Annotated in this window: 21 protein-coding genes, 2 pseudogenes and 1 other annotated feature; of the genes and pseudogenes, 14 read left to right on the top strand and 9 right to left on the bottom strand. The window is 54.6% G+C overall.

Annotation, left to right across the window (positions count from 1 at the left end; genetic code table 11):
* Positions 1-176: 176 nt before the first annotated feature.
* From mnmE to ACSZPU_RS12390, 6 genes are all read right to left on the bottom strand, one after another.
* Positions 177-1,541 carry a tRNA uridine-5-carboxymethylaminomethyl(34) synthesis GTPase MnmE gene (gene mnmE, locus ACSZPU_RS12365; protein WP_498999065.1) on the bottom strand — a complete coding sequence of 455 codons (1,365 nt, stop codon included), beginning with the start codon at positions 1,539-1,541 and terminating at the stop codon, positions 177-179.
* A 99-nt stretch (positions 1,542-1,640) separates the two neighbouring features.
* On the bottom strand, positions 1,641-3,284 hold the full coding sequence (gene yidC, locus ACSZPU_RS12370) for a membrane protein insertase YidC (protein ID WP_498999067.1): 1,644 nt from the start codon (positions 3,282-3,284) through the stop codon (positions 1,641-1,643).
* A gap of 2 nt (positions 3,285-3,286) precedes the next feature.
* The gene (yidD, locus tag ACSZPU_RS12375) at positions 3,287-3,544 is read right to left on the bottom strand and encodes a membrane protein insertion efficiency factor YidD (RefSeq protein ID WP_498999070.1); all 258 of its coding nucleotides are present in this window, start codon (positions 3,542-3,544) and stop codon (positions 3,287-3,289) included.
* Entirely contained in the window at positions 3,508-3,867 is a 360-nt protein-coding gene (rnpA, locus tag ACSZPU_RS12380; RefSeq protein WP_090088061.1) for a ribonuclease P protein component, read from the bottom strand. The genes yidD and rnpA overlap by 37 nt, the downstream gene beginning before the upstream one ends.
* 17 nt (positions 3,868-3,884) lie before the next feature.
* On the bottom strand, positions 3,885-4,025 hold the full coding sequence (rpmH, locus tag ACSZPU_RS12385; protein ID WP_000831330.1) for a 50S ribosomal protein L34: 141 nt from the start codon (positions 4,023-4,025) through the stop codon (positions 3,885-3,887).
* Between the two features lie 228 nt (positions 4,026-4,253).
* Complete coding sequence (locus ACSZPU_RS12390) at positions 4,254-4,334, bottom strand: hypothetical protein (RefSeq protein WP_498999107.1); 81 nt, start codon at positions 4,332-4,334, stop codon at positions 4,254-4,256.
* Between the two features lie 343 nt (positions 4,335-4,677).
* Here ACSZPU_RS12390 and dnaA point away from each other — a divergent pair, with 343 nt between their 5' ends.
* The 5 genes from dnaA (at position 4,678) to yidA (ending at position 11,854) form a co-directional block, all read left to right on the top strand.
* Positions 4,678-6,075 carry a chromosomal replication initiator protein DnaA gene (dnaA, locus tag ACSZPU_RS12395; protein WP_498999074.1) on the top strand — a complete coding sequence of 466 codons (1,398 nt, stop codon included), beginning with the start codon at positions 4,678-4,680 and terminating at the stop codon, positions 6,073-6,075.
* A 4-nt stretch (positions 6,076-6,079) separates the two neighbouring features.
* Positions 6,080-7,180 carry a DNA polymerase III subunit beta gene (dnaN, locus tag ACSZPU_RS12400; RefSeq protein ID WP_498999077.1) on the top strand — a complete coding sequence of 367 codons (1,101 nt, stop codon included), beginning with the start codon at positions 6,080-6,082 and terminating at the stop codon, positions 7,178-7,180.
* A 140-nt stretch (positions 7,181-7,320) separates the two neighbouring features.
* A complete protein-coding gene (gene recF, locus ACSZPU_RS12405) occupies positions 7,321-8,394 on the top strand; it encodes a DNA replication/repair protein RecF (RefSeq protein ID WP_498999079.1) in 1,074 nt (357 codons plus the stop codon).
* Between the two features lie 28 nt (positions 8,395-8,422).
* Positions 8,423-10,837, top strand: coding sequence for a DNA topoisomerase (ATP-hydrolyzing) subunit B (gene gyrB / locus ACSZPU_RS12410; RefSeq protein WP_498999082.1), 2,415 nt, complete (start codon positions 8,423-8,425; stop codon positions 10,835-10,837).
* A gap of 204 nt (positions 10,838-11,041) precedes the next feature.
* The gene (gene yidA / locus ACSZPU_RS12415) at positions 11,042-11,854 is read left to right on the top strand and encodes a sugar-phosphatase (protein WP_498999085.1); all 813 of its coding nucleotides are present in this window, start codon (positions 11,042-11,044) and stop codon (positions 11,852-11,854) included.
* 21 nt (positions 11,855-11,875) lie between these two features.
* On the opposite strand, the pseudogene ACSZPU_RS12420 reads toward yidA, so the two are convergent.
* Positions 11,876-12,961, bottom strand: a pseudogene (locus ACSZPU_RS12420) (FAD-binding protein).
* A gap of 242 nt (positions 12,962-13,203) precedes the next feature.
* Here ACSZPU_RS12420 and dgoR point away from each other — a divergent pair.
* From dgoR to ACSZPU_RS12450, 6 genes and pseudogenes are all read left to right on the top strand, one after another.
* Positions 13,204-13,893, top strand: a complete 690-nt coding sequence (gene dgoR / locus ACSZPU_RS12425) for a D-galactonate utilization transcriptional regulator DgoR (RefSeq protein ID WP_498999087.1) — start codon at positions 13,204-13,206, stop codon at positions 13,891-13,893.
* On the top strand, positions 13,890-14,765 hold the full coding sequence (locus ACSZPU_RS12430; protein WP_498999090.1) for a 2-dehydro-3-deoxygalactonokinase: 876 nt from the start codon (positions 13,890-13,892) through the stop codon (positions 14,763-14,765). The genes dgoR and ACSZPU_RS12430 overlap by 4 nt, the downstream gene beginning before the upstream one ends.
* Positions 14,749-15,365 (top strand): annotated as a pseudogene (locus tag ACSZPU_RS12435) (2-dehydro-3-deoxy-6-phosphogalactonate aldolase). The gene ACSZPU_RS12430 and the pseudogene ACSZPU_RS12435 overlap by 17 nt, the downstream one beginning before the upstream one ends.
* Positions 15,362-16,510, top strand: a complete 1,149-nt coding sequence (gene dgoD, locus ACSZPU_RS12440) for a galactonate dehydratase (protein ID WP_498999092.1) — start codon at positions 15,362-15,364, stop codon at positions 16,508-16,510. The pseudogene ACSZPU_RS12435 and the gene dgoD overlap by 4 nt, the downstream one beginning before the upstream one ends.
* A 179-nt stretch (positions 16,511-16,689) precedes the next feature.
* Positions 16,690-18,027, top strand: coding sequence for an MFS transporter (locus tag ACSZPU_RS12445; protein WP_498999094.1), 1,338 nt, complete (start codon positions 16,690-16,692; stop codon positions 18,025-18,027).
* Positions 18,028-18,082: 55 nt separating this feature from the next.
* A complete protein-coding gene (locus ACSZPU_RS12450; protein ID WP_498999096.1) occupies positions 18,083-19,309 on the top strand; it encodes a YidR family protein in 1,227 nt (408 codons plus the stop codon).
* Here ACSZPU_RS12450 and ACSZPU_RS12455 read toward each other — a convergent pair whose 3' ends face one another.
* Positions 19,310-19,642, bottom strand: a complete 333-nt coding sequence (locus tag ACSZPU_RS12455) for a YceK/YidQ family lipoprotein (RefSeq protein WP_498999098.1) — start codon at positions 19,640-19,642, stop codon at positions 19,310-19,312.
* A gap of 238 nt (positions 19,643-19,880) precedes the next feature.
* Positions 19,881-19,955 (top strand) — a sequence feature (ROSE (Repression Of Heat Shock gene Expression) occurs in the 5'-region of heat shock genes and acts as an RNA thermometer to modulate expression.).
* Between ACSZPU_RS12455 and ibpA the strand changes: the two genes are divergently transcribed.
* From ibpA to ACSZPU_RS12470, 3 genes are all read left to right on the top strand, one after another.
* Entirely contained in the window at positions 19,949-20,362 is a 414-nt protein-coding gene (gene ibpA, locus ACSZPU_RS12460) for a small heat shock chaperone IbpA (protein ID WP_498999101.1), read from the top strand. (Overlaps the previous feature by 7 nt.)
* A gap of 88 nt (positions 20,363-20,450) precedes the next feature.
* A complete protein-coding gene (gene ibpB, locus ACSZPU_RS12465) occupies positions 20,451-20,879 on the top strand; it encodes a small heat shock chaperone IbpB (protein ID WP_498999103.1) in 429 nt (142 codons plus the stop codon).
* A 173-nt stretch (positions 20,880-21,052) separates the two neighbouring features.
* The gene (locus ACSZPU_RS12470; RefSeq protein WP_498999105.1) at positions 21,053-22,714 is read left to right on the top strand and encodes a putative transporter; all 1,662 of its coding nucleotides are present in this window, start codon (positions 21,053-21,055) and stop codon (positions 22,712-22,714) included.
* A 4-nt stretch (positions 22,715-22,718) separates the two neighbouring features.
* Here ACSZPU_RS12470 and yidI read toward each other — a convergent pair whose 3' ends face one another.
* The gene (gene yidI, locus ACSZPU_RS12475; RefSeq protein WP_498999109.1) at positions 22,719-23,117 is read right to left on the bottom strand and encodes an inner membrane protein YidI; all 399 of its coding nucleotides are present in this window, start codon (positions 23,115-23,117) and stop codon (positions 22,719-22,721) included.
* Positions 23,118-23,198 lie beyond the last annotated feature (81 nt).

Genomic DNA, 23,198 nt, shown 5'->3' on the forward strand with positions numbered 1-23,198 from the left:
GTAGCGAGCCATAGTTCAATATGTTGTTGAAAAAGACAGTTACTATAACTCAGGTGATTAAGGGACACAGCCTAAAGTTCGAGCGCTGTGTGATGTGCCTGAACCAGACATGTCTCTGACGTAATGGCAGGGGGAATGCGGATAACCCACCAGAGAGGGTTATCCGCACGTCTGGCTCATTTACCGATACAGAAGCTGGAGAAAATACGGCCCAGCAGATCGTCGGAGGTAAACTCACCGGTGATCTCACTTAATGCCTGCTGTGCCAGTCTCAGCTCTTCTGCCAGCAGTTCACCCGCCCAGGCACCCAACAGCTGCGCTTTACCCTGCTCAAGGTGATTTGCAGCGTCTGACAGCGCCTGCAGATGGCGACGACGCGCCAGGAAGCCGCCTTCCATATTGGTATCAAAGCCCATGCTCTGCTTGAGATGGTTACGAAGCTCATCCACGCCATCGCCGGTACGCGCCGACAGACGGATGAGTGAGTGACCATTTACATCGCTGATGCCCAGCGTTTCGCCGGTCATATCCGCTTTGTTACGTACCACCGTAACTGGCAGTTTTGCTGGTAAGCGGGCAATAAAGTCCGGCCAGATGTCCGCCGGATCAACGGCGCTGGTGGTGGTGCCATCCACCATAAACAACACGCGGTCGGCTTGTTCGATTTCCTGCCAGGCGCGTTCAATACCGATACGTTCGACTTCGTCGCTGGCATCACGCAGCCCGGCGGTATCGATGATATGCAGCGGCATGCCATCGATGTGGATATGCTCGCGCAGCACGTCGCGGGTGGTACCGGCGATGTCGGTCACGATCGCGGCCTCACGGCCCGCCAGCGCGTTCAGGAGGCTCGATTTCCCGGCGTTTGGACGCCCGGCAATGACCACCTTCATCCCTTCACGCAGCAGGCTGCCCTGGCGCGCCTCGGCGCGCACCGCATCCAGGTCGCCCATCACGCTGTTGAGCTGCGCTTCAATTTTGCCATCAGACAGGAAGTCGATTTCCTCATCCGGGAAATCAATGGCCGCTTCCACGTAGATGCGCAGGTGAGTGAGTGCTTCCACAAGGTGATGGATGCGTGCGGAGAACGCCCCCTGCAACGAGTTTAGTGCCGAGCGTGCCGCCTGTTCAGAACTGGCGTCAATCAGGTCAGCAATCGCTTCTGCCTGGGCTAAATCGAGCTTATCATTGAGGAACGCCCGTTCTGAGAACTCACCAGGCTTTGCGATACGCACGCCTGGCTGCGTCAGAATACGTTTGAGCAGCAGATCGAGAATCACTGGACCGCCGTGGCCCTGCAGTTCCAGCACGTCTTCGCCAGTGAAGGAGTTCGGGCCCGGGAACCACAGCGCAATGCCCTGATCTAATGCGGTGCCGTCTGCATCTTTAAACGGCAGATAGTCGGCGTAACGCGGTTTCGGCAGCTTACCCAGTACGGCTTGCGCGACGTCGCGCGCGTTGAGGCCGGAAATACGCAGGATACCGACGCCACCGCGTCCCGGTGGGGTAGCCTGGGCGACGATCGTGTCGTTATGGCTCATGATATGTCTCTTTTTTACCAATAAAAAAGGCGGTCTGCTGACCGCCCTCTCTTTACTCTTCCGTTTGCCGGGTGGCGCTTAGCTTACCCGGCCTACAGTTTAGGAGCTTTTCTTCTCGCGGCTATGCAGGCCACGTTTCTCCAGACCACGGTAAATCAGCTGCTGCTGAATAATGGTCACCAGGTTGCTGACGATATAGTACAGAACCAGACCTGACGGGAACCACAGGAAGAACACCGTGAAGATGACCGGCATAAAGGTCATGATCTTCTGCTGCATCGGGTCGGCCACGGTGGTCGGAGACATCTTCTGAATGAAGAACATCGTCACGCCCATCAGGATCGGCAGGATGTAGTACGGGTCTTGTGCAGACAGGTCATGGATCCACAGGGCGAACGGCGCATGGCGCAGTTCAACGGATCCCATCAGCATGTAGTACAGCGCAAGGAAGATTGGCATCTGGATAACCAGCGGGAAGCAACCACCCAGCGGGTTTACTTTCTCTGCTTTGTACAGTGCCATCATTTCCTGGCTCTGACGCTGTTTGTCATCGCCCAAACGCTCACGCATCGCCGCAATCTTCGGCTGCAGCATGCGCATTTTCGCCATGGAGGTGTACTGCGCTTTAGTCAGCGGGTACATGATGCCACGAACGATAAAGGTGATTGCGATGATGGAGAAGCCCCAGTTACCCAGGAAGCTGTGGATCCATTTCAGCAGTTTGAACAGCGGCTGAGAGATGAACCACAACCAACCGTAATCCACGGTCAAATCCAGGTGCGGCGCAACGGCAGCCATTTTATCCTGAATTTCCGGGCCGACCCACAGGGTGCTGCCCAGCGTGCCGGTTTGACCCGGTTGAACCAGTACTGGTTCAGATTTATAACCGATAGCGGCAATGCCGTTGCCCAGGTTCGCGGTGTAGAAGTTATTGGTGCCTTCGTTACGCGGAACCCATGCGGTAGCAAAGTACTGCTGCAGCATAGCAACCCAACCGCCTTTCGCGCTGACGTTCAGGTTTTCGTTATCGGCGATGGTGTCAAATTTGTATTTTTCATACTTCGCGTCCGGCGTGGAGTACGCAGCGCCGCGGAACGTATGCAATGCAAAGTTGTTGCTGCCGGTGTCGCGGTGCGACGGCAGATTGATGGACTGCTTCAGCTGACCGAAGGTAGCAATTTCCAGCGGTTTTTCGCCGGCGTTCTGCACGTTGTAACCCACATTCACTGAATATTCACCGCGTTTCAGGGTGAAGGTTTTGGTGAAGGTGTTACCAGCAGCATCGGTATAGGTCAGCGGAATTGCCAGTTCGTTCTGGCCATCAGCCAGCACAAACGCATCTTTTTCGCTGTTGTACAGAGGACGTGGGCCGTTTGCCGGATTATCCGGGCCATCGCGACCGGTCAGACCGCTCTGCGCCTGATAGATAAACTGCGGAGTCGTTTCCAGTAACAGGAAAGGCTCACTGGAACCCAGCTCTTTCGGATAACCCAAAAGCTGTGCCTGCTCGACATCACCACCACGGGTGTTGATAGTCAATTCCAGCACGTCGGTTTTAACCGTAATCAGTTTCCCCTGGCCACTGGCTGGTACGCCCTGGTCGGCTGCGCTACCCGCTGCGGTGGTCGTAGTCTGCGTGGTCTGCTGCTGAGGCTGAGGATTTTTATCCTGCTCCCAGGCTTGCCAGATCATGAAAGACACGAACAACAAAGCGATGACAAAAAGATTGCGTTGCGAATCCATCGTTAGTGTTCTCTGGTATTAAAGGGTCCTGGCGGGACGGGGTCGTCTCCACCCGGGTGTAAAGGGTGGCATTTTAATACGCGTTTCACTGTCAACCAACTGCCTTTTATCACTCCAAACCTGCGCAATGCCTCAATTCCATAGCGAGAGCATGTTGGGTTGAAACGGCAACGCGGCCCGAGTAGCGGACTAATCAGGATTTGATAGGCCCGAATCAGGCCTATCAGGAGCCGAGTGCCAGGCGACAATGGCGGCGCCATAATTTTTCCAACGCTTCCGAAAGAGCACGGTTATCGAGATCAGCAACCCCTTTTTTCGCCACTACCACGAAATCCATTGCTGGAAGCTCGTGTTGACGCAAACGAAAACTTTCACGCGTCAGACGTTTAATCCGATTGCGTTCATGTGCACGTTTAACATTTTTTTTAGCGACGGTAAGACCGATACGGGGATGCCCCAGCGAATTCAGGCGGCCGAGGATGGTGATTTGCGGCGTGCCAGCCCGTTGTGGCTGCTGGAAGACGAATGTGAAATGATTGGGAGTTAACAAACGTAACTCCCTAGGAAAAGCGAGCTTAACCACTCAGGGGTTAGCTTTTATTACTTGGAAACGGTCAGACGTGCGCGGCCTTTAGCGCGACGACGAGCCAGAACCTGGCGACCATTTTTAGTAGCCATACGAGCACGGAAGCCGTGAGAACGGTTGCGCTTCAGTACGGACGGTTGAAAAGTGCGTTTCATGGCGATTTCTACCTAAACTTGAATAAATTCAATGGCTTTATTGGATATCCGAATGAATATCGTACGACGGACGCCGAAGCCATGGGTGATTAAAGAGGCCGGATTGTAATAATTGTACACTCCGGAGTCAATTCTCTTTCCTTATAACACGCTTATTTTTGCACAGTTTCGCGTAAAAAATAAGCAGTGCTCGACGACTAAAAGGAGCAAAGCACGCCGGGTGGAGGATTATACGGCCTGGCGGGCAAAGCGCAAGGATCCGCCAGGATCTTCATTAGATCGATTAAGCACGAATTCGGCATTACTCATTAAATTTTCCAATATGCGGCGTAAATCGCCCCGCACCCCACCAGGGATCGATTACACTTACCCGATTCCGAATCCCCTGTGGATAAATCGTGAAGAATCTGTGAGAAACAGAAGATCTCTGACGCAGTTTAGGCTATGATCCGCGGTCCCGATCGCGATCCGTGGATCGTAAACAGGGCAAAGTACACTTTCCTGAAAGGCGCAATGATGCAGCCGGGAGGAAGCGTGTAAAACCGCAGATAGCGGTTCGCACGTCACCCTTGTTGGGTCTGATCGACGTGTGTCAACAACCATTAATGTTTCTGCCTTTTATTTATCGATTTTTGTTCGAGTGGAGTCCGCCGTGTCACTTTCGCTTTGGCAGCAGTGTCTTGCCCGATTGCAGGATGAGTTACCAGCCACAGAATTCAGCATGTGGATCCGCCCATTGCAGGCGGAACTGAGCGATAACACGCTGGCTTTGTATGCGCCAAACCGTTTTGTGCTCGATTGGGTAAGGGACAAGTACCTCAATAATATCAATGGACTGCTGAACGATTTCTGCGGTACGGATGCCCCACAGCTGCGTTTTGAAGTTGGCACGAAGCCTGTCACGCAGATCCACAGAGAACCGGCCCACGTTGCCGCACCTGTGCAGACGACCCACGTGCAGCCGCAGCGCGCTGCGCCTGCGGTACGCCCTGGCTGGGACAACGTTCCCGCGCCGGCAGAACCGACATACCGCTCCAACGTTAACCTCAAGCATACCTTTGATAACTTTGTCGAAGGTAAGTCTAACCAACTGGCGCGCGCGGCGGCACGTCAGGTGGCGGATAACCCAGGCGGCGCCTACAATCCATTATTCCTTTATGGCGGAACCGGTCTGGGTAAAACTCACCTGTTACACGCGGTGGGTAATGGCATCATGGCGCGTAAACCCAACGCCAAAGTGGTGTATATGCACTCCGAGCGTTTTGTCCAGGACATGGTAAAAGCCCTGCAAAACAATGCGATCGAAGAGTTTAAACGTTACTACCGATCCGTTGATGCGTTGCTGATCGATGACATTCAGTTCTTTGCCAATAAAGAACGATCCCAGGAAGAGTTTTTCCACACGTTTAACGCGTTGCTGGAAGGGAACCAACAGATCATCCTGACGTCGGATCGTTACCCCAAAGAGATCAACGGGGTTGAGGATCGCCTTAAATCACGATTTGGCTGGGGTCTGACGGTGGCGATCGAACCGCCGGAACTGGAAACGCGCGTAGCGATCCTGATGAAAAAGGCTGACGAGAATGATATCCGTCTGCCGGGGGAGGTGGCCTTCTTTATTGCCAAGCGTCTGCGCTCTAACGTGCGTGAGCTGGAAGGGGCACTGAACCGCGTTATCGCCAATGCCAACTTTACCGGCCGGGCGATCACCATTGATTTCGTGCGTGAAGCGCTCAGAGATTTGCTGGCGCTGCAGGAAAAGCTGGTCACCATCGACAATATTCAGAAGACTGTGGCGGAGTATTACAAGATTAAGGTCGCTGACCTGCTGTCGAAGCGTCGTTCTCGCTCTGTCGCGCGTCCGCGTCAGATGGCGATGGCGTTGGCGAAAGAGCTGACCAACCACAGTTTGCCGGAAATTGGCGACGCGTTTGGTGGCCGTGACCATACTACCGTGCTGCACGCCTGCCGTAAGATTGAGCAGTTGCGTGAAGAAAGCCACGATATCAAAGAAGATTTTTCCAATTTAATCAGAACATTATCATCGTGACGCTATGAAATTTACCGTAGAACGTGAACATCTTTTAAAGCCGCTGCAACAAGTTAGTGGCCCGCTGGGCGGTCGCCCGACGTTACCTATTCTCGGTAATCTGCTGCTTCAGGTTGCAGACGGTACGCTTTCGCTGACCGGTACCGATCTTGAAATGGAAATGGTGGCCCGTGTCGCGCTTGTGCAGCCGCATGAGCCTGGTGCAACCACCGTCCCGGCGCGGAAATTCTTTGATATCTGCCGTGGTTTGCCGGAAGGTGCGGAAATCGCCCTCCAGCTTGAAGGCGATCGTATGCTGGTGCGTTCTGGCCGCAGCCGTTTCTCCCTCTCCACGCTGCCTGCCGCCGACTTCCCGAATCTGGATGACTGGCAAAGCGAGGTGGAATTCACCCTGCCGCAGGCCACGATGAAACGTCTGATTGAAGCCACTCAGTTCTCAATGGCCCATCAGGACGTTCGTTACTATTTAAACGGCATGCTGTTCGAAACCGAAGGTGAAGAGCTGCGTACCGTCGCGACCGATGGTCACCGTCTGGCCGTCTGTTCCATGCCTATTGGCGTGAGCCTGCCTAACCATTCGGTGATCGTGCCGCGTAAAGGTGTGATTGAGCTGATGCGTATGCTCGACGGCGGTGACAATCCGCTGACCGTGCAGATCGGCAGCAACAACATCCGCGCCCATGTCGGCGACTTTCTCTTCACGTCTAAGCTGGTTGATGGCCGTTTCCCGGATTATCGTCGCGTATTGCCGAAAAATCCGGACAAACACCTGGATGCTGGCTGCGACATTCTCAAGCAGGCATTTGCCCGTGCGGCCATTCTCTCGAACGAGAAATTCCGCGGCGTGCGTCTGTATGTGAGCGAAAACCAGCTGAAAATCACCGCCAGCAACCCGGAACAGGAAGAAGCGGAAGAGATCCTCGACGTTTCCTATGCGGGTAGCGAGATGGAAATCGGTTTTAACGTCAGCTATGTGCTGGACGTGTTGAATGCGCTGAAATGCGAGAACGTGCGCATTCTGCTGACGGATTCCGTGTCGAGCGTACAGATTGAGGATGCGGCTTCACAAAGCGCAGCCTATGTTGTCATGCCAATGCGTTTGTAGAAAAGTATCGGGCTATCTTACTTGTTATTCTGGCTCCGGGCAGTGCTCGCAATCCTCACGTACTCCAGTACGCTCCGGTTGCTGTGCGCTGGCCGTAACCAGACTAACTGCGACGATAACGCCCAGGTGATGAGTGAATCATGTCGCTAACCCGATTACTAATTAAAGACTTCCGCAATATCGAAAACGCGGATCTCGCATTATCCCCCGGCTTTAATTTCCTGGTTGGCGCGAATGGCAGCGGCAAAACCAGCGTGCTGGAAGCCATCTATACGCTCGGCCATGGTCGGGCGTTTCGCAGTTTGCAAATCGGTCGCGTCATTCGCCACGAACAAGAGTCGTTTATTCTGCACGGACGTTTGCAGGAGACGGAGCGTGAAATCGCCATTGGTCTGACGAAAGACAAGCAGGGCGACAGTACGGTTCGTATCGACGGAACCGATGGCCACAAAGTGGCGGAACTGGCGCTGTTGATGCCCATGCAGCTGATCACCCCCGAGGGGTTTACATTACTCAACGGCGGCCCCAAATACAGAAGAGCATTCCTCGACTGGGGATGCTTTCACAACGAAGCCGGCTTCTTTAATGCCTGGAGCAACCTTAAACGGCTGCTCAAACAGCGCAATGCCGCGCTACGGCAGGTGAGCCATTACGGCCAATTGCGCCCGTGGGATAAAGAACTGATCCCGCTGGCGGAACAAATTAGCCTCTGGCGTGCCGAATACAGTGCCGGTATCGCCGAAGATATGGCGGACACCTGCAAACAATTTTTACCGGAGTTCTCTCTGACCTTCTCTTTCCAGCGTGGCTGGGAGAAAGAGACGGATTATGCCGAAGTGCTGGAGAAGAACTTCGAACGCGATCGCCTGCTGACTTACACCGCACACGGCCCGCACAAAGCGGATTTCCGTATACGTGCCGACGGTGCGCCGGTGGAAGATACGCTTTCCCGTGGGCAGTTAAAACTCCTGATGTGTGCGCTACGTCTGGCACAGGGGGAGTTTTTAACCCGTGAGAGCGGTCGCCGCTGTTTATACCTGATAGATGATTTTGCCTCGGAGCTGGATGATGCGCGTCGCGGGCTGCTTGCCAGCCGCTTAAAAGCCACGCAATCACAGGTTTTCGTCAGTGCGATAAGCGCTGAGCACGTACTGGACATGTCGGACAAAAATTCGAAGATGTTCACCGTGGAAAAGGGTAAAATAACGGATTAACCCAAGACAAAATGAGCGAGAAACGTTGATGTCGAATTCTTATGACTCCTCCAGTATCAAAGTCCTGAAAGGGCTGGATGCGGTGCGTAAGCGCCCGGGTATGTATATCGGCGATACGGATGACGGCACCGGTCTGCACCACATGGTATTCGAGGTGGTAGATAACGCTATCGACGAAGCGCTCGCAGGTTACTGTAAAGACATCGTTGTCACGATCCACAGCGATAACTCTGTCTCCGTACAGGATGATGGACGTGGGATCCCAACCGGTATTCACCCGGAAGAGGGGGTCTCTGCGGCCGAAGTCATCATGACCGTGCTGCACGCAGGCGGTAAGTTCGATGATAACTCGTATAAAGTCTCCGGTGGTCTGCACGGCGTAGGTGTTTCCGTGGTAAACGCCCTGTCGCAGAAACTGGAGCTGGTTATCCAGCGTGATAACAAAGTTCACCGTCAGCTTTACGCACACGGCGTGCCGCAGGCGCCGCTGGCCGTGACCGGCGATACCGAAAAAACCGGTACCATGGTGCGTTTCTGGCCGAGCTATGAAACCTTCACCAACGTCACCGAATTCGAATATGAAATTCTGGCGAAACGTCTGCGTGAGCTGTCGTTCCTGAACTCCGGCGTTTCCATCCGCCTGAAAGACAAGCGCGACGGCAAGGAAGACCATTTCCACTACGAAGGCGGCATCAAGGCGTTCGTTGAGTATCTCAACAAGAACAAAACGCCAATTCACCCGAATGTCTTCTATTTCTCCACCGAAAAAGACGGTATCGGCGTTGAAGTGGCGCTGCAGTGGAACGACGGTTTCCAGGAAAACATCTACTGCTTTACCAACAACATTCCGCAGCGTGACGGCGGTACTCACCTGGCAGGCTTCCGTGCGGCGATGACCCGTACGCTGAACGCCTACATGGATAAAGAAGGCTACAGCAAAAAAGCCAAAGTCAGCGCTACCGGCGACGATGCCCGTGAAGGCCTGATTGCGGTAGTTTCCGTGAAGGTACCGGATCCGAAGTTCTCCTCACAGACCAAAGATAAACTGGTCTCCTCTGAGGTGAAATCAGCGGTTGAACAACAGATGAACGAACTACTGGCGGAATACCTGCTGGAAAATCCGTCTGACGCGAAAATCGTGGTCGGCAAAATTATCGACGCAGCGCGTGCGCGTGAAGCGGCGCGTAAAGCCCGTGAAATGACTCGCCGTAAAGGCGCGCTGGACTTAGCAGGCCTGCCGGGCAAACTGGCGGACTGTCAGGAACGCGACCCGGCGCTGTCTGAACTGTACCTCGTGGAAGGGGACTCTGCGGGCGGCTCTGCTAAGCAGGGGCGTAACCGTAAGAACCAGGCGATTCTGCCGCTGAAGGGTAAAATCCTCAACGTTGAGAAGGCGCGCTTCGACAAGATGCTCTCTTCTCAGGAAGTCGCCACGCTGATTACCGCACTGGGCTGCGGCATCGGCCGTGACGAATACAACCCGGACAAACTGCGTTATCACAGTATTATCATCATGACCGATGCGGACGTCGATGGCTCGCACATTCGTACGCTGCTGTTGACCTTCTTCTATCGTCAGATGCCGGAAATCGTTGAACGTGGCCACGTCTACATTGCGCAGCCACCGCTGTACAAAGTGAAAAAAGGCAAACAGGAACAGTACATTAAAGACGATGAGGCGATGGATCAGTACCAGATCGCTATCGCTCTGGACGGTGCGACCCTGCACACAACCGAAGGTGCGCCTGCACTGGGCGGTGAAGCGCTGGAAAAACTGGTGTCTGAATACAACGCGACGCAGAAGATGATTGGTCGTATGGAACGCCGCTTTCCGCGCACTCTGCTGAAAGAGCTGGTGTATCAGCCGACCCTGACCGAAGCCGATTTGAGCAGCGAGCAAACCGTGACGCGTTGGGTGAATGCGCTGGTCACTGAGCTGAACGAAAACGAGCAACACGGTAGCCAGTGGAAATTCGACATCCGCGAAAATGCTGAACAGCAGCAGTTTGAGCCGGTCATTCGCGTGCGTACCCACGGTGTGGACACGGATTATCCGCTGGATCACGAGTTTGTGACCGGTGGCGAATACCGTCGCCTGTGCACGCTTGGTGAAAAACTGCGTGGTCTGATCGAAGACGATGCATTTATCGAACGTGGCGAGCGTAAGCAGCCTGTCGCAAGCTTCGAGCAGGCGCTGGACTGGCTGGTGAAAGAGTCCCGCCGCGGCCTCGCGATTCAGCGTTATAAAGGTCTGGGCGAGATGAACCCGGAGCAGCTGTGGGAAACCACCATGGATCCGGATAGCCGCCGTATGCTGCGCGTGACGGTGAAAGACGCGATTGCCGCTGACCAGCTGTTCACCACCCTGATGGGGGATGCAGTTGAGCCGCGCCGTGCGTTTATCGAAGAGAACGCCCTGAAAGCAGCAAATATCGATATTTAATATGTAGATCCCCGGTGGCGCTAGCTTACCGGGGCTACAGGAATAGAGCCCGGGCCTGGCATTTATGCCGCGTCTGGGCTTTTTTATGCCCACAAAAGAGGAATCTTCCTCCTTAATTCTGCCCCCTCTTCCCCCGACTCTTTTGCTGTTTTTTGAGCTAAATCGCGTTAGCATGAGCCTGGACTCATTTACTCCGGGGATCTCATGGCTATCAAACTTATCGCAATCGACATGGACGGAACGTTGTTGTTGCCGGACCACACCATCTCTCCTGCTGTTAAAAATGCTATTGCTGCTGCGCGCGAACGTGGAGTGAAGGTGGTGCTGACGACAGGCCGCCCTTACGCCGGGGTTCACGCCTACGTCAAAGAGCTGCACATGGAACGGGAAGGTGATTACTGCATCACTTACAACGGGGCACTGGTGCAAAATGCCAGCGACGGCAGCACCGTGGCGCAAACCGCGCTGAGCTATGACGATTACCTGTACCTGGAAAAACTGTCCCGCGAAGTCGGTTCACATTTCCACGCGCTGGACCGCAATACGCTGTACACCGCAAACCGCGATATCAGCTACTACACGGTGCACGAATCCTACGTCGCCACTATTCCTCTGGTGTTCTGCGAGCCGGAAAACATGGATCCGAACACCCAGTTCCTCAAGGTGATGATGATTGATGAGCCGGAAATCCTCGATAAAGCGATTACCCGCATCCCGGCAGAAGTGAAAGAGAAATACACCGTGCTGAAAAGCGCGCCGTACTTCCTCGAAATGCTCGATAAGCGTGTGAATAAAGGCACTGGGGTGAAATCACTGGCCGACGTGCTGGGCATCAAGCCCGAAGAGATCATGACCATCGGCGATCAGGAAAATGACATCGCCATGATCGAGTATGCCGGCGTGGGCGTGGCAATGGATAATGCCATTCCATCGGTGAAAGAAGTGGCCAACTTCGTCACCAAATCCAACCTCGAAGATGGCGTGGCGTACGCCATTGAGAAGTTTGTGCTGAACTAAGCCGCCGTCAGGCAGGGGCGATTATGCCCTTGCCTGTGTATGCCTCTCCTGTTGCACTGGGATATGCCCCACGCCGCTTTTCATGATCAGACTGCGTATCCATGGCGTGGTCAAACAGCGATTTTTGATGACTTTTCCCAGCAGTTTCACGCGCAATCGCCGCGTTTTCTTCCGGTATGCCGCGTTGAGGTTTTCCGTTTCCCCGCACAGCACCTCAGCCAGAATTTCCGCGCTATCCAGTGCATAGCTGATCCCCTCCAGTTAACTGGCGCTGATAAATCCCGCTGCTTCGCCAATCAAAAACGCGTTCTCTTTTCCGCAGACAAAATCTGTCCAACGAGACGGGCACAGCACCGTGCATTTTTCCGTTTTCACCGCGTCACCAAAGCGGAAATCAAACGGCTCAAGGTGCAGCTTGAGACGGGTGAAATTCTCTCTGCCATCTTTCATGGCAAATGCCCCACCAAAAATGAAATAGCCGTCTTTGCAGATACTCCATGAATAACAATCGGTTGTCTCATTATCAAACACGCAGGAATAGAACGGCGATGGGTGACTGTCTTTGAACCACTGTTGCAGCGAGACGTATTTGCGGATCTCATGATCGGGATACAGCAAGCGTCGCACCATCGAGTTCGCGCCATCGCCACCCACCAGATAATTTGCCGTTGCCTCATGCGTCTCACCGTCAACCGCGTACGTCAGATGCCAGCGGCTGTCCTGCCGACTGATTTTCTTGCACAAAGCGTCATGGTGAACGGTGACTGAGGCAGGAATTAATGATTTCATCCATAAATCAAAGGCATGTCTGTCGATATTGACGTAACTGCGCTGATAATTTCGCTCAATTCCCGTCTGCACATCCAGCGTCTGCACGCTGAAAATTTGCGGATCGGCCAGCACCTGCACCGGCAGCGTAATCCCGGCACGGATAAACGAACGCTGCGCGTCCGGAGCCAGTAATCCACCACACGGCTTCATAAATCCATCCGTACCGAATTGCTGTTTTTTATCCAGCGCCAGCACGCTCATTCTGCCTGCTAACTGCCGCGCCAGCGCCGCTCCAGCGGGCCCCAGACCAATAATCGCCACATCAAAATGCTGCATATCCCCTCCTCGTGTTGAAAAGGACGATAAGCGGCTCTGGTGAAGTTACGGTGAAGTGAAGGGAGGTTAATTTTGTGATCTGTCGTTCATTTTGCGATCTAAATTGTAGTACAACAATAATTAATTGTACTGCATTACAGTTCATCGGAAGGAAAGTGAACCAGGTTTGTACTGCAAGGATGAGGTGAAAATCGCCGGTCGAGGTAAAGTAGGCATGCACACACAGTGAATAAGGGCACGCCATGACTCTCACCAAAACGGACCGCATCGTCATCACGCTGGGACACCAGATTGTGGCCGGGAAATACGTTCCCGGTTCAGCACTCCCGGCAGAGGCGGAACTCTGCGAGGAGTTTGAAACCTCGCGCAACATCATTCGCGAAGTCTTTCGCTCATTAATGGCGAAGAGGCTCATCGAGATAAAACGCTATCGCGGCGCGTTTGTGGCACCGCGTAATCAGTGGAATTACCTCGATACCGAGGTACTGCAATGGGTACTGGAAAACGACTATGACCCGCGACTCATCAGTGCGATGAGCGAGGTGCGAAATCTGGTGGAACCGTCGATTGCCCGCTGGGCCGCGGAACGCGCCACCTCCAGCGACCTGGCGCAGATTGAGGCCGCGTTGAACGACATGATTGCGAACAACCAGAATCGCGATGCGTTCAATGAGGCGGACATTCGTTATCACGAAGCGGTGCTGGGGTCGGTACATAACCCGGTGTTGCAGCAATTGACCGTGGCGATCAGCTCGCTACAGCGGGCGGTATTTGAACGTACCTGGATGGGCGATGAAGGCAACATGCCAAAAACACTCCAGGAACATAAGGCGCTGTTCGATGCGATACGGCATCAGGACGGTGATGCAGCAGAGCAGGCAGCGCTGACCATGATTGCCAGCTCGACACAAAGGTTGAAGGAAATCACATGACATCTCGCTACATCGCAATTGACTGGGGGTCGACCAACTTACGCGCCTGGCTTTATCAGGGCGACGAATGCCTGGAGAGCAGGCAATCAGAAGCGGGCGTTACGCGCCTGAATGGTAAATCCCCACAAGCGGTGTTAGCAGAGGTTACCCACGGCTGGCGTGATGAGCAAACGCCTGTCGTGATGGCAGGAATGGTGGGCAGTAACGTGGGCTGGAAAATTGCCCCCTACTTACCCGTTCCTGCGCATTTCTCCGCCATTGGCGAGCAGTTGACTGCCGTTGGCGACAATGTCTGGATTATTCCCGGCCTGTGCGTTTCTCGCGACGATAACCACAAGGTGATGCGTGGTGAAGAGACGCAACTGCTGGGTGCACGTGAACTCTCGCCTTCTTCTGTCTATGTCATGCCGGGCACCCACTGCAAATGGGTACAGGCCGATGCACACCAAATCCATGATTTTCGCACCGTAATGACCGGTGAATTGCACCACCTGTTGCTGAGTCACTCGTTGGTCGGAGCCGGATTGCCGGAGCAGGAAACGTCGCTTGCGGCATTTATGTCCGGCCTTGAACGCGGCCTCGCCACGCCCGCCATCCTGCCGCAGCTGTTTGAAGTCCGTGCCGCCCACGTGCTGGGCCATCTGCCGCGCGAACAGGTGAGCGAGTTTTTATCGGGCCTGCTGATTGGCGCAGAAGTCGCCAGCATGGCGGAGCGCTTTAGCGATCAACAGGTCACCGTCGTTGCAGGAAACGCACTGTCCAGCCGCTATCAACAGGCGTTGGACGCGATCGGCCGCAAGGCCACGGTCGTTTCCGGTGACACCGCATTTCAGACAGGCATAAGGAGCATCGCTCATGCAGTGGCAAACTAACCTTCCGCTTATCGCAATCCTGCGTGGCATCACCCCAGAAGAAGCGCTGGCACACGTCGGCGCGGTGATTGACGCCGGGTTCGATGCGGTTGAGATCCCGCTTAACTCGCCCCAGTGGGAAAAAAGCATTCCGGCCATCGTGGAGGCCTTTGGCGAAAAGGCGTTGATTGGTGCAGGCACGGTGTTGCAGCCGGAGCAGGTCAATACGCTGGCGAAAATGGGCTGCAAACTGATTGTGACCCCCAACATTCAACCCGAGGTGATTCGTCGTGCGGTCGATTACGGCATGACGGTGTGCCCGGGATGCGCCACGGCGACCGAGGCCTTTACCGCGCTCGATGCGGGTGCACAGGCACTGAAAATTTTCCCCTCTTCGGCCTTTGGCCCGGATTACATCAAAGCGTTGAAAGCGGTCTTGCCGTCGGACGTATCGGTCTTTGCCGTGGGGGGGGGACGCCAGAAAACCTGGCGCAATGGATGAAAGCCGGCTGCGCTGGCGCCGGACTGGGCAGCGATTTATATCGCGCCGGGCAGTCCGTGGAGCGCACTGCACAGCAGGCAACCGCATTTGTTAACGCGTATCGAGAGGCAGTGCAATGAAAATAACCAAACTCACCACTTACCGTTTACCCCCGCGCTGGATGTTCCTGAAAATCGAAACCGATGAAGGCGTTGTTGGCTGGGGTGAGCCGGTTATCGAAGGTCGTGCCCGCACGGTTGAGGCGGCGGTTCATGAGCTGGGTGATTATCTGATTGGCCAGGATCCTGCGCGCATCAATGACTTATGGCAGGTGATGTACCGCGCAGGTTTTTACCGCGGCGGCCCGATTCTGATGAGCGCGATTGCCGGTATTGACCAGGCGCTGTGGGATATCAAAGGCAAAGTTCATAACGCGCCGGTCTGGCAGCTGATGGGCGGCCTGGTTCGCGACAAAATCAAAGCCTATAGCTGGGTGGGCGGCGACCGTCCGTCAGAAGTGATCGACGGTATTAAAACCTTGCGTAACATCGGTTTTGATACCTTCAAGCTGAACGGCTGCGAAGAGATGGGGGTGATTGATAACTCCCGCGCGGTCGATGCCGCTGTGAATACCGTGGCACAAATTCGCGAAGCCTTCGGCAATGAGATTGAATTTGGTCTCGATTTTCATGGTCGCGTCAGCGCGCCGATGGCAAAAGTGTTAATTAAAGAACTCGAACAGTATCGTCCGTTATTTATTGAAGAGCCGGTACTGGCGGAGCAGGCGGAATATTATCCGCGCCTGGCGGCGCAAACGCATATTCCGATTGCCGCGGGTGAACGAATGTTCTCGCGCTTTGAATTTAAACGCGTGCTGGAAGCGGGCGGCATTTCGATATTGCAGCCGGATTTATCCCACGCTGGCGGGATTACCGAATGCTATAAAATTGCCGGCATGGCAGAAGCCTATGACGTGGCGCTGGCTCCGCATTGCCCGCTCGGCCCGGTGGCGTTGGCCGCCTGTCTGCATGTGGATTTCGTTTCCCACAATGCGGTATTCCAGGAGCAAAGTATGGGCATTCACTACAATAAAGGCGCTGAACTGCTCGACTTCGTGAAAAACAAAGAAGACTTCAATATGGAAGGCGGCTTCTTTAAACCGCTGATGAAACCAGGCCTCGGCGTGGACATTGATGAAGAGAAAGTCATCGCGTTAAGTAAGAATGCGCCGGACTGGCGTAACCCGGTTTGGCGGCATGAGGATGGCACCGTCGCCGAATGGTAAATGCTCTTCATATTTTGCGCCGCAGGCGCGTTGGCTGCGATTGTGCACCCCAGTCACTTACTTATGTAAGCTCCTGGGGATTTACAATCTTGCCGCCTTCCTGCAACGCAAACTATTTTGAGCATTCGTAAGTAAGCTAAAAATTAAAAATTTTACACACCCTCTGTAATTTACCGGGCATGGTGAGCGGCCTCGCTATGCCCAAAATCTGGAGACAGATTGCGATGGATATTTCAGTTACTGCTGCAAAAGTCGGTCGTCGGCGTTATCTGACGCTGGTGATGATCTTTATTACCGTTGTTATTTGTTATGTCGACAGGGCCAACCTCGCGGTGGCGTCGGCGCATATTCAGCAAGAGTTTGGTATCACCAAAGCGGAAATGGGCTATGTCTTTTCGGCCTTTGCCTGGCTTTATACGCTGTGCCAGATCCCCGGCGGCTGGTTCCTTGACCGCGTCGGTTCTCGCCTCACCTATTTTATCGCCATCTTTGGCTGGTCAGTGGCGACCCTGTTCCAGGGCTTTGCGACAGGTTTAATGTCGCTGATTGGCTTACGCGCCATCACCGGGATTTTTGAAGCGCCGGCATTTCCGACCAATAACCGCATGGTGACCAGTTGGTTCCCGGAACATGAACGTGCTTCCGCCGTCGGCTTCTACACTTCCGGTCAGTTTGTCGGCCTGGCGTTCCTCACGCCGCTGCTCATCTGGATTCAGGAACTGCTGAGCTGGCACTGGGTGTTTATCATCACCGGCGGCATTGGCATTATCTGGTCGTTAATCTGGTTCAAGGTCTATCAGCCGCCGCGCCAGACCAAAAGCGTCACCCATGAAGAACTGGAATACATTCGCGAAGGTGGCGGTCTGGTGGATGGCGATGCGCCAGTGAGCAAAGCGGCACGTCAACCGCTCACCAAAGCTGACTGGAAACTGGTGTTCCACCGTAAACTGATCGGCGTTTACCTGGGGCAGTTCGCAGTAACCTCGACGCTGTGGTTCTTCCTGACCTGGTTCCCGAACTATCTGACCCAGGAAAAAGGCATCACCGCGCTGAAAGCCGGGTTTATGACCACGGTACCGTTCCTGGCGGCGTTCTTTGGCGTGCTGCTCTCCGGTTGGCTGGCGGACAGACTGGTACGCAAAGGTTTCTCCCTCGGTGCGGCACGTAAAACGCCCATCATCTGTGGTCTGCTGATCTCCACCTGCATTATGGGGGCGAACTACACCAATGACCCGGTGTGGATCATGACGCTGATGGCCATCGCGTTCTTCGGTAACGGCTTTGCCTCTATCACCTGGTCACTGGTCTCCTCTCTTGCGCCGATGCGCCTGATTGGGCTGACGGGCGGTGTGTTTAACTTTGTCGGCGGTCTGGGCGGTATCACCGTGCCGCTGGTTATCGGTTACCTGGCGCAGAGCTACGGTTTTGCCCCGGCACTGGTGTACATCTCCGTGGTAGCACTGGTGGGCGCACTCTCCTACATCCTGCTGGTCGGCGACGTAAAACGGGTAGGTTAATCCCCCTGCCTTGCGATACCCTGATGCTAAATACGGCATCAGGGTTATCCATCACATGAAACAAATCACCACCGCGCCCCGTAATCATCAGCTCACCAATATTCACACCTGGACACCGGACAGCCAGTGGCTGGTGTTTGATGTGCGCCCTTCCGGCGCGTCCTTTACCGGTGAAACCATTGAACGCGTCAATATTCATACTGGCACCGTTGAGGTGGTGTATCAGGCGAAAGAGGGGGCACATGTCGGCGTCGTCACCGTCCATCCGCGTGAAGATAAATATGTGTTTATCCACGGCCCGGAAAACCCGGATGCTGACTGGCACTATGATTTCCACCACCGCCGGGGTGCTATCACCTCACAGGGGAAAACCGCCAATCTGGATGCGATGAATATCACCGCGCCCTTTACTCCCGGTGCGCTGCGTGGCGGCAGCCATGTGCATGTATTCAGCCCTAACGGTGAGAACGTCAGCTTTACCTACAACGACCACGTCATGCGTGAGCTGGACCCGGCGCAGGATCTGCGTAATGTCGGCGTCGCCGTGCCCTTTGGTCCGGTGCAGCCCCCGCTTATGCATCCACGCGAGTATGCGGGCAGCCACTGGAGCGTACTGATTAGTCGCACCACGCCAACGCCTGAACCCGGTAGCGATGAGATCAACCGCGCGTATGAAGAAGGTTGGGTGGGCAACAATAAGCTGGCGTTTATTGGCGATACGCTGTCGCTAAACGGCGAAAAAGTGCCGGAACTGTTTATCGTCGAGCTGCCGAAAGAGGCACAGGGATGGAAACAACCTGGCGATACGCCGCTGCAGGGCACGCCGACATGTCTGCCTGCGCCACCGGCAGGTGTTGTGCAACGGCGTCTGACCTTCACCCATCAGCGTGCGTTTCCGGGGCTGGTTAGCGTGCCGCGCCACTGGGTGCGCAGTAATCCGCAGGGCACGGCGATTGCGTTTTTAATGCGCGATGAAGCCGGTATTGTCCAGCTGTGGCTGCTGTCACCGCAGGGTGGCGAACCGCAGCAATTGACGCATACCCAAACAGGTATTCAGTCGGCGTTTAACTGGCATCCTTCGGGGAAAGCGCTGGGTTTTGTGCTGGATAACCGTATCGCGCTGTGTGATGCCAGCAGCGGTGGCGTCACCTTTTTGACAACCGATCACGGCAATCCTCCGTCCGCTGACGCAGTCGTGTTCTCGCCGGACGGTCGTTATATCGCCTGGATGGAAGATATTGCGGGTTTCCGCCAGCTGTGGGTGACGGAAACAGGCGTCTAGTTACTGCTTAGGCATGGGGGCGGGTGGAATCGCGTTGTCCGTCGCCATGCTGGCCTGCTCGCTTTTCTCAACGCGAGATTTAACTGAGCTGTCGGTGCGGAACATGTCCCACGGCAGCAGTATCGTGTCTATAACTGCTGTAAAAGGCATATCCAGAACCACCAGCGATTTCATACCGATATTGGTGTCATCATCCGACAACATCGTGGAGCTTGCCTTCATACCCGGATACACGCCTTCCTTACCCCCGGTATGCGACATCACGCTGGAGCATCCACTGAGTAACACCATTCCACTAAGTAGCGTCGAAACAATCAGAGTATTTTTCATCATCAGTTAATCATTGTTATGGGCAGCATAAGACTGCTACTGGCGTTATATCTTTCCTGTGCCGAAAAAAACAGCCTCCATGCTGCGCTCTGTGGCGACATTCGCACTTTCACCTTTTGTGCTGTGATCCCAGTCTATGCAAAGCGCGAGAAACTGCAAAAAAAAGTCAGAAAAACACCCTTGAAAACATATCGGTTAACCTCATTTTAAGAATGTAGCCGGAAGACACGCCGGAAGGGTGTTGGGCTACCACAGCCTGTCCATTGTGGAAGGCAAATGACAATCTCGCTGATTTCAGGAGCTTTATGTATGCGTAACTTCGATCTTTCTCCGCTTTATCGTTCAGCTATTGGTTTCGACCGTCTGTTCAACCTGCTGGAAAACAACCAAAACCAAAGTAACGGCGGCTATCCTCCGTACAACGTTGAATTAGTTGACGAAAACCATTATCGCATTGCGATCGCGGTAGCGGGGTTTGCGGAAAGCGAACTGGATATCACCGCGCAGGACAACCTGCTCATCGTCAAAGGCGCGCACGCGACCGAACAGAAAGAACGCTCTTATCTCTACCAGGGCATCGCCGAACGTAACTTCGAGCGCAAATTCCAGCTCGCTGAAAATATTCATGTTAAAGGCGCGAATCTGGTTAATGGCCTGCTGTATGTCGATCTCGAACGCGTGATTCCGGAAGCAAAGAAACCGCGTCGCATCGAGATTAACTAATTACCTGAACTGACATGCTTGCCGTCAGGGAGCATATGCGAGCCAAAAGCTTGCAGGAACTTACTCGCTTCTCAGAAGGAGAAATACCATGCGTAACTACGATTTATCCCCGCTGCTGCGTCAGTGGATCGGTTTTGACAAACTGGCTAACGCGCTGCAAAGCACCACTGAGCATCAGACATTCCCGCCCTATAACATTGAAAAGGGCGATGACAACCATTACCGCATAACTCTGGCGCTGGCCGGATTCAGTCAGCAAGAGCTGGATATCCAGCTGGAAGGCACACGCTTAGTGGTCAAAGGCACGCCGGAAAAACCGGCCAATGAGCCAAAATGGTTGCATCAGGGGCTGGTGATTCAACCTTTCACTCTGAGCTTTACGCTGGCGGAAAATATGGAAGTCTCAGGCGCGACCTTCGCGAACGGCTTACTCCATATCGACCTGACCCGTAATGTGCCGGACGCCATCGAGCCACAGCGGATCGCCATTAGCGAACGCCCGGCACTGAATAGCTAGCTCAGGGCCTGATGCCCTCTCCCTCGAGAGAGGGTGCAAACCCCAAAAACGGTCACCTTAGGGTGGCCGTTTTGCTTTTACCTCGGGGCTTTTTTGTGCGCCATCACCCATACATCCCGCTGCCGCTCTGAGAGAATTCATTGTGTTTACAATGTTATTCACAGGGAACCATCATGAGTGATATAGCGTTAACTGTAAGCGTATTAGCTCTGGTCGCGGTCATCGGTTTGTGGATCGGCAATATCAAAATTCGCGGCGTGGGTTTCGGGATTGGTGGCGTGCTGTTTGGCGGGATAATCGTCGGCCACTTCGTTGATCAGGCAGGGATTATCCTGAGCAGCCCGATGCTGCACTTCGTGCAGGAGTTTGGCCTTATCCTCTTCGTTTACACCATCGGCATTCAGGTCGGGCCGGGCTTTTTTGCCTCGCTTCGCGTGTCCGGGCTACGCCTGAACCTGTTCGCCATTTTGATTGTGATTCTCGGCGGCCTGGTCACCGCCATTTTGCACAAACTCTTCAACATTCCGCTGCCGGTCATTCTCGGCATCTTCTCCGGTGCGGTCACCAACACCCCGGCGCTCGGGGCCGGGCAGCAGATCCTGCATGACCTGGGCACGCCGTCCAATATCCTCGATCAAATGGGGATGAGCTATGCGATGGCCTATCCGTTTGGTATCTGCGGCATTTTGCTCACCATGTGGCTTTTGCGCGTCGGGTTTCGCATCAACGTTGAGCGTGAGGCAGAGCAACACGACGCGGGCATCAGTTCGGGTAACTCGTTGATCAAGACCATTAATATCCGCGTGGAAAACCCGAATCTGAACAATATGGCGATTCAGGACGTGCCGATGCTGAACAGCGATAAAATCATCTGCTCGCGCCTGAAACGTGACGAAACGTTGATGGTGCCGTCGCCGGGTACCGTGATTCAGACCGGTGACCTGCTGCACCTCGTTGGCCTGCCGAAAGACCTGCATAACGCACAGCTGGTGATAGGCCAGGAGGTGGACACCTCGCTCTCAACGCGGGGTACCGACCTGCGCGTTGAACGCGTGGTGGTCACCAACGAAAAGGTGCTGGGGAAACGCATTCGCGACCTGCATTTTAAAGAGCGCTATGACGTGGTGATCTCCCGCCTTAACCGCGCCGGGGTCGAGCTGGTGGCCAGCAGCGATTCCAGCCTGCAATTCGGCGACATTCTGAACCTTGTCGGACGCCAGGCGGCGATCGATGCGGTGGCCTCTGAACTGGGCAACGCCCAGCACAAACTCCAGCAGGTCCAGATGCTGCCGGTCTTTATTGGTATCGGGCTGGGGGTGTTGCTGGGGTCGATTCCGGTCTTTGTGCCCGGCTTCCCGGTGGCGCTAAAACTGGGGCTGGCGGGCGGGCCGCTGATTATGGCGCTGATCCTTGGGCGTATCGGCAGCGTCGGTAAGCTCTACTGGTTTATGCCGCCCAGCGCCAACCTTGCCCTGCGTGAGTTGGGCATCGTGCTGTTCCTTGCCGTGGTGGGGCTGAAATCCGGCGGTGATTTTATCGCCACACTCACCCACGGCGACGGGGTCAACTGGATGTGCTACGGGATTTTCATCACCGCCATCCCGCTGCTCACCGTCGGTATTCTGGCGCGGCTACTGGCGAAGATGAACTACCTGACCATTTGCGGCATGCTGGCCGGCTCAATGACCGATCCCCCGGCGCTGGCCTTTGCCAACGGCCTGCACGCCACCAGCGGGGCAGCCGCGCTCTCTTATGCCACGGTTTATCCGCTGGTGATGTTCCTGCGTATTATCACCCCACAGCTGCTGGCGGTGCTGTTCTGGGGCGTCAGTTAGCCGGTCAGAAAGACACATTGCCGGTAAGAAAGGAGATAATGGCTAAGAGCAAAAGGATGCCAAGGACGATACCAATACCAAACAGCAACGCATGAAAGGCAAGGGTGCCACCGCCAAAACAGAGGGCACCATAAATTCCCCAGCGGTTCTCTTTGCGCATACCGGCGATAAATGCGCAAAGTAGTGCCGCGATAGCCATTGCAATACCTGCTGTATCCACCACATGGTCAATATCGACGGCCTTTTTCTGCACGTCGCTTACGGGCACCGTTTCCCCTTTCAGGCCAGCCTGAATCCCTTTTTTCACCGCCGAGACTTTCTCTGCAATGACATTTTCCAGCGTGGGCGGCGGTGAAGAAAACGGCCCCATTGAGAAATGAACCAGGCCGGTTAATAGTGCAATAACGCCTAGATAGTGTCGTCACAAGATTTTAGCCCAGAGAGCGATGCATCTGATCTGGACGGCAGCGAGAAATGAGGCCGT

Source organism: Phytobacter sp. V69 (assembly GCF_965644215.1).
Classification (GTDB): Bacteria; Pseudomonadota; Gammaproteobacteria; order Enterobacterales; family Enterobacteriaceae; genus Phytobacter.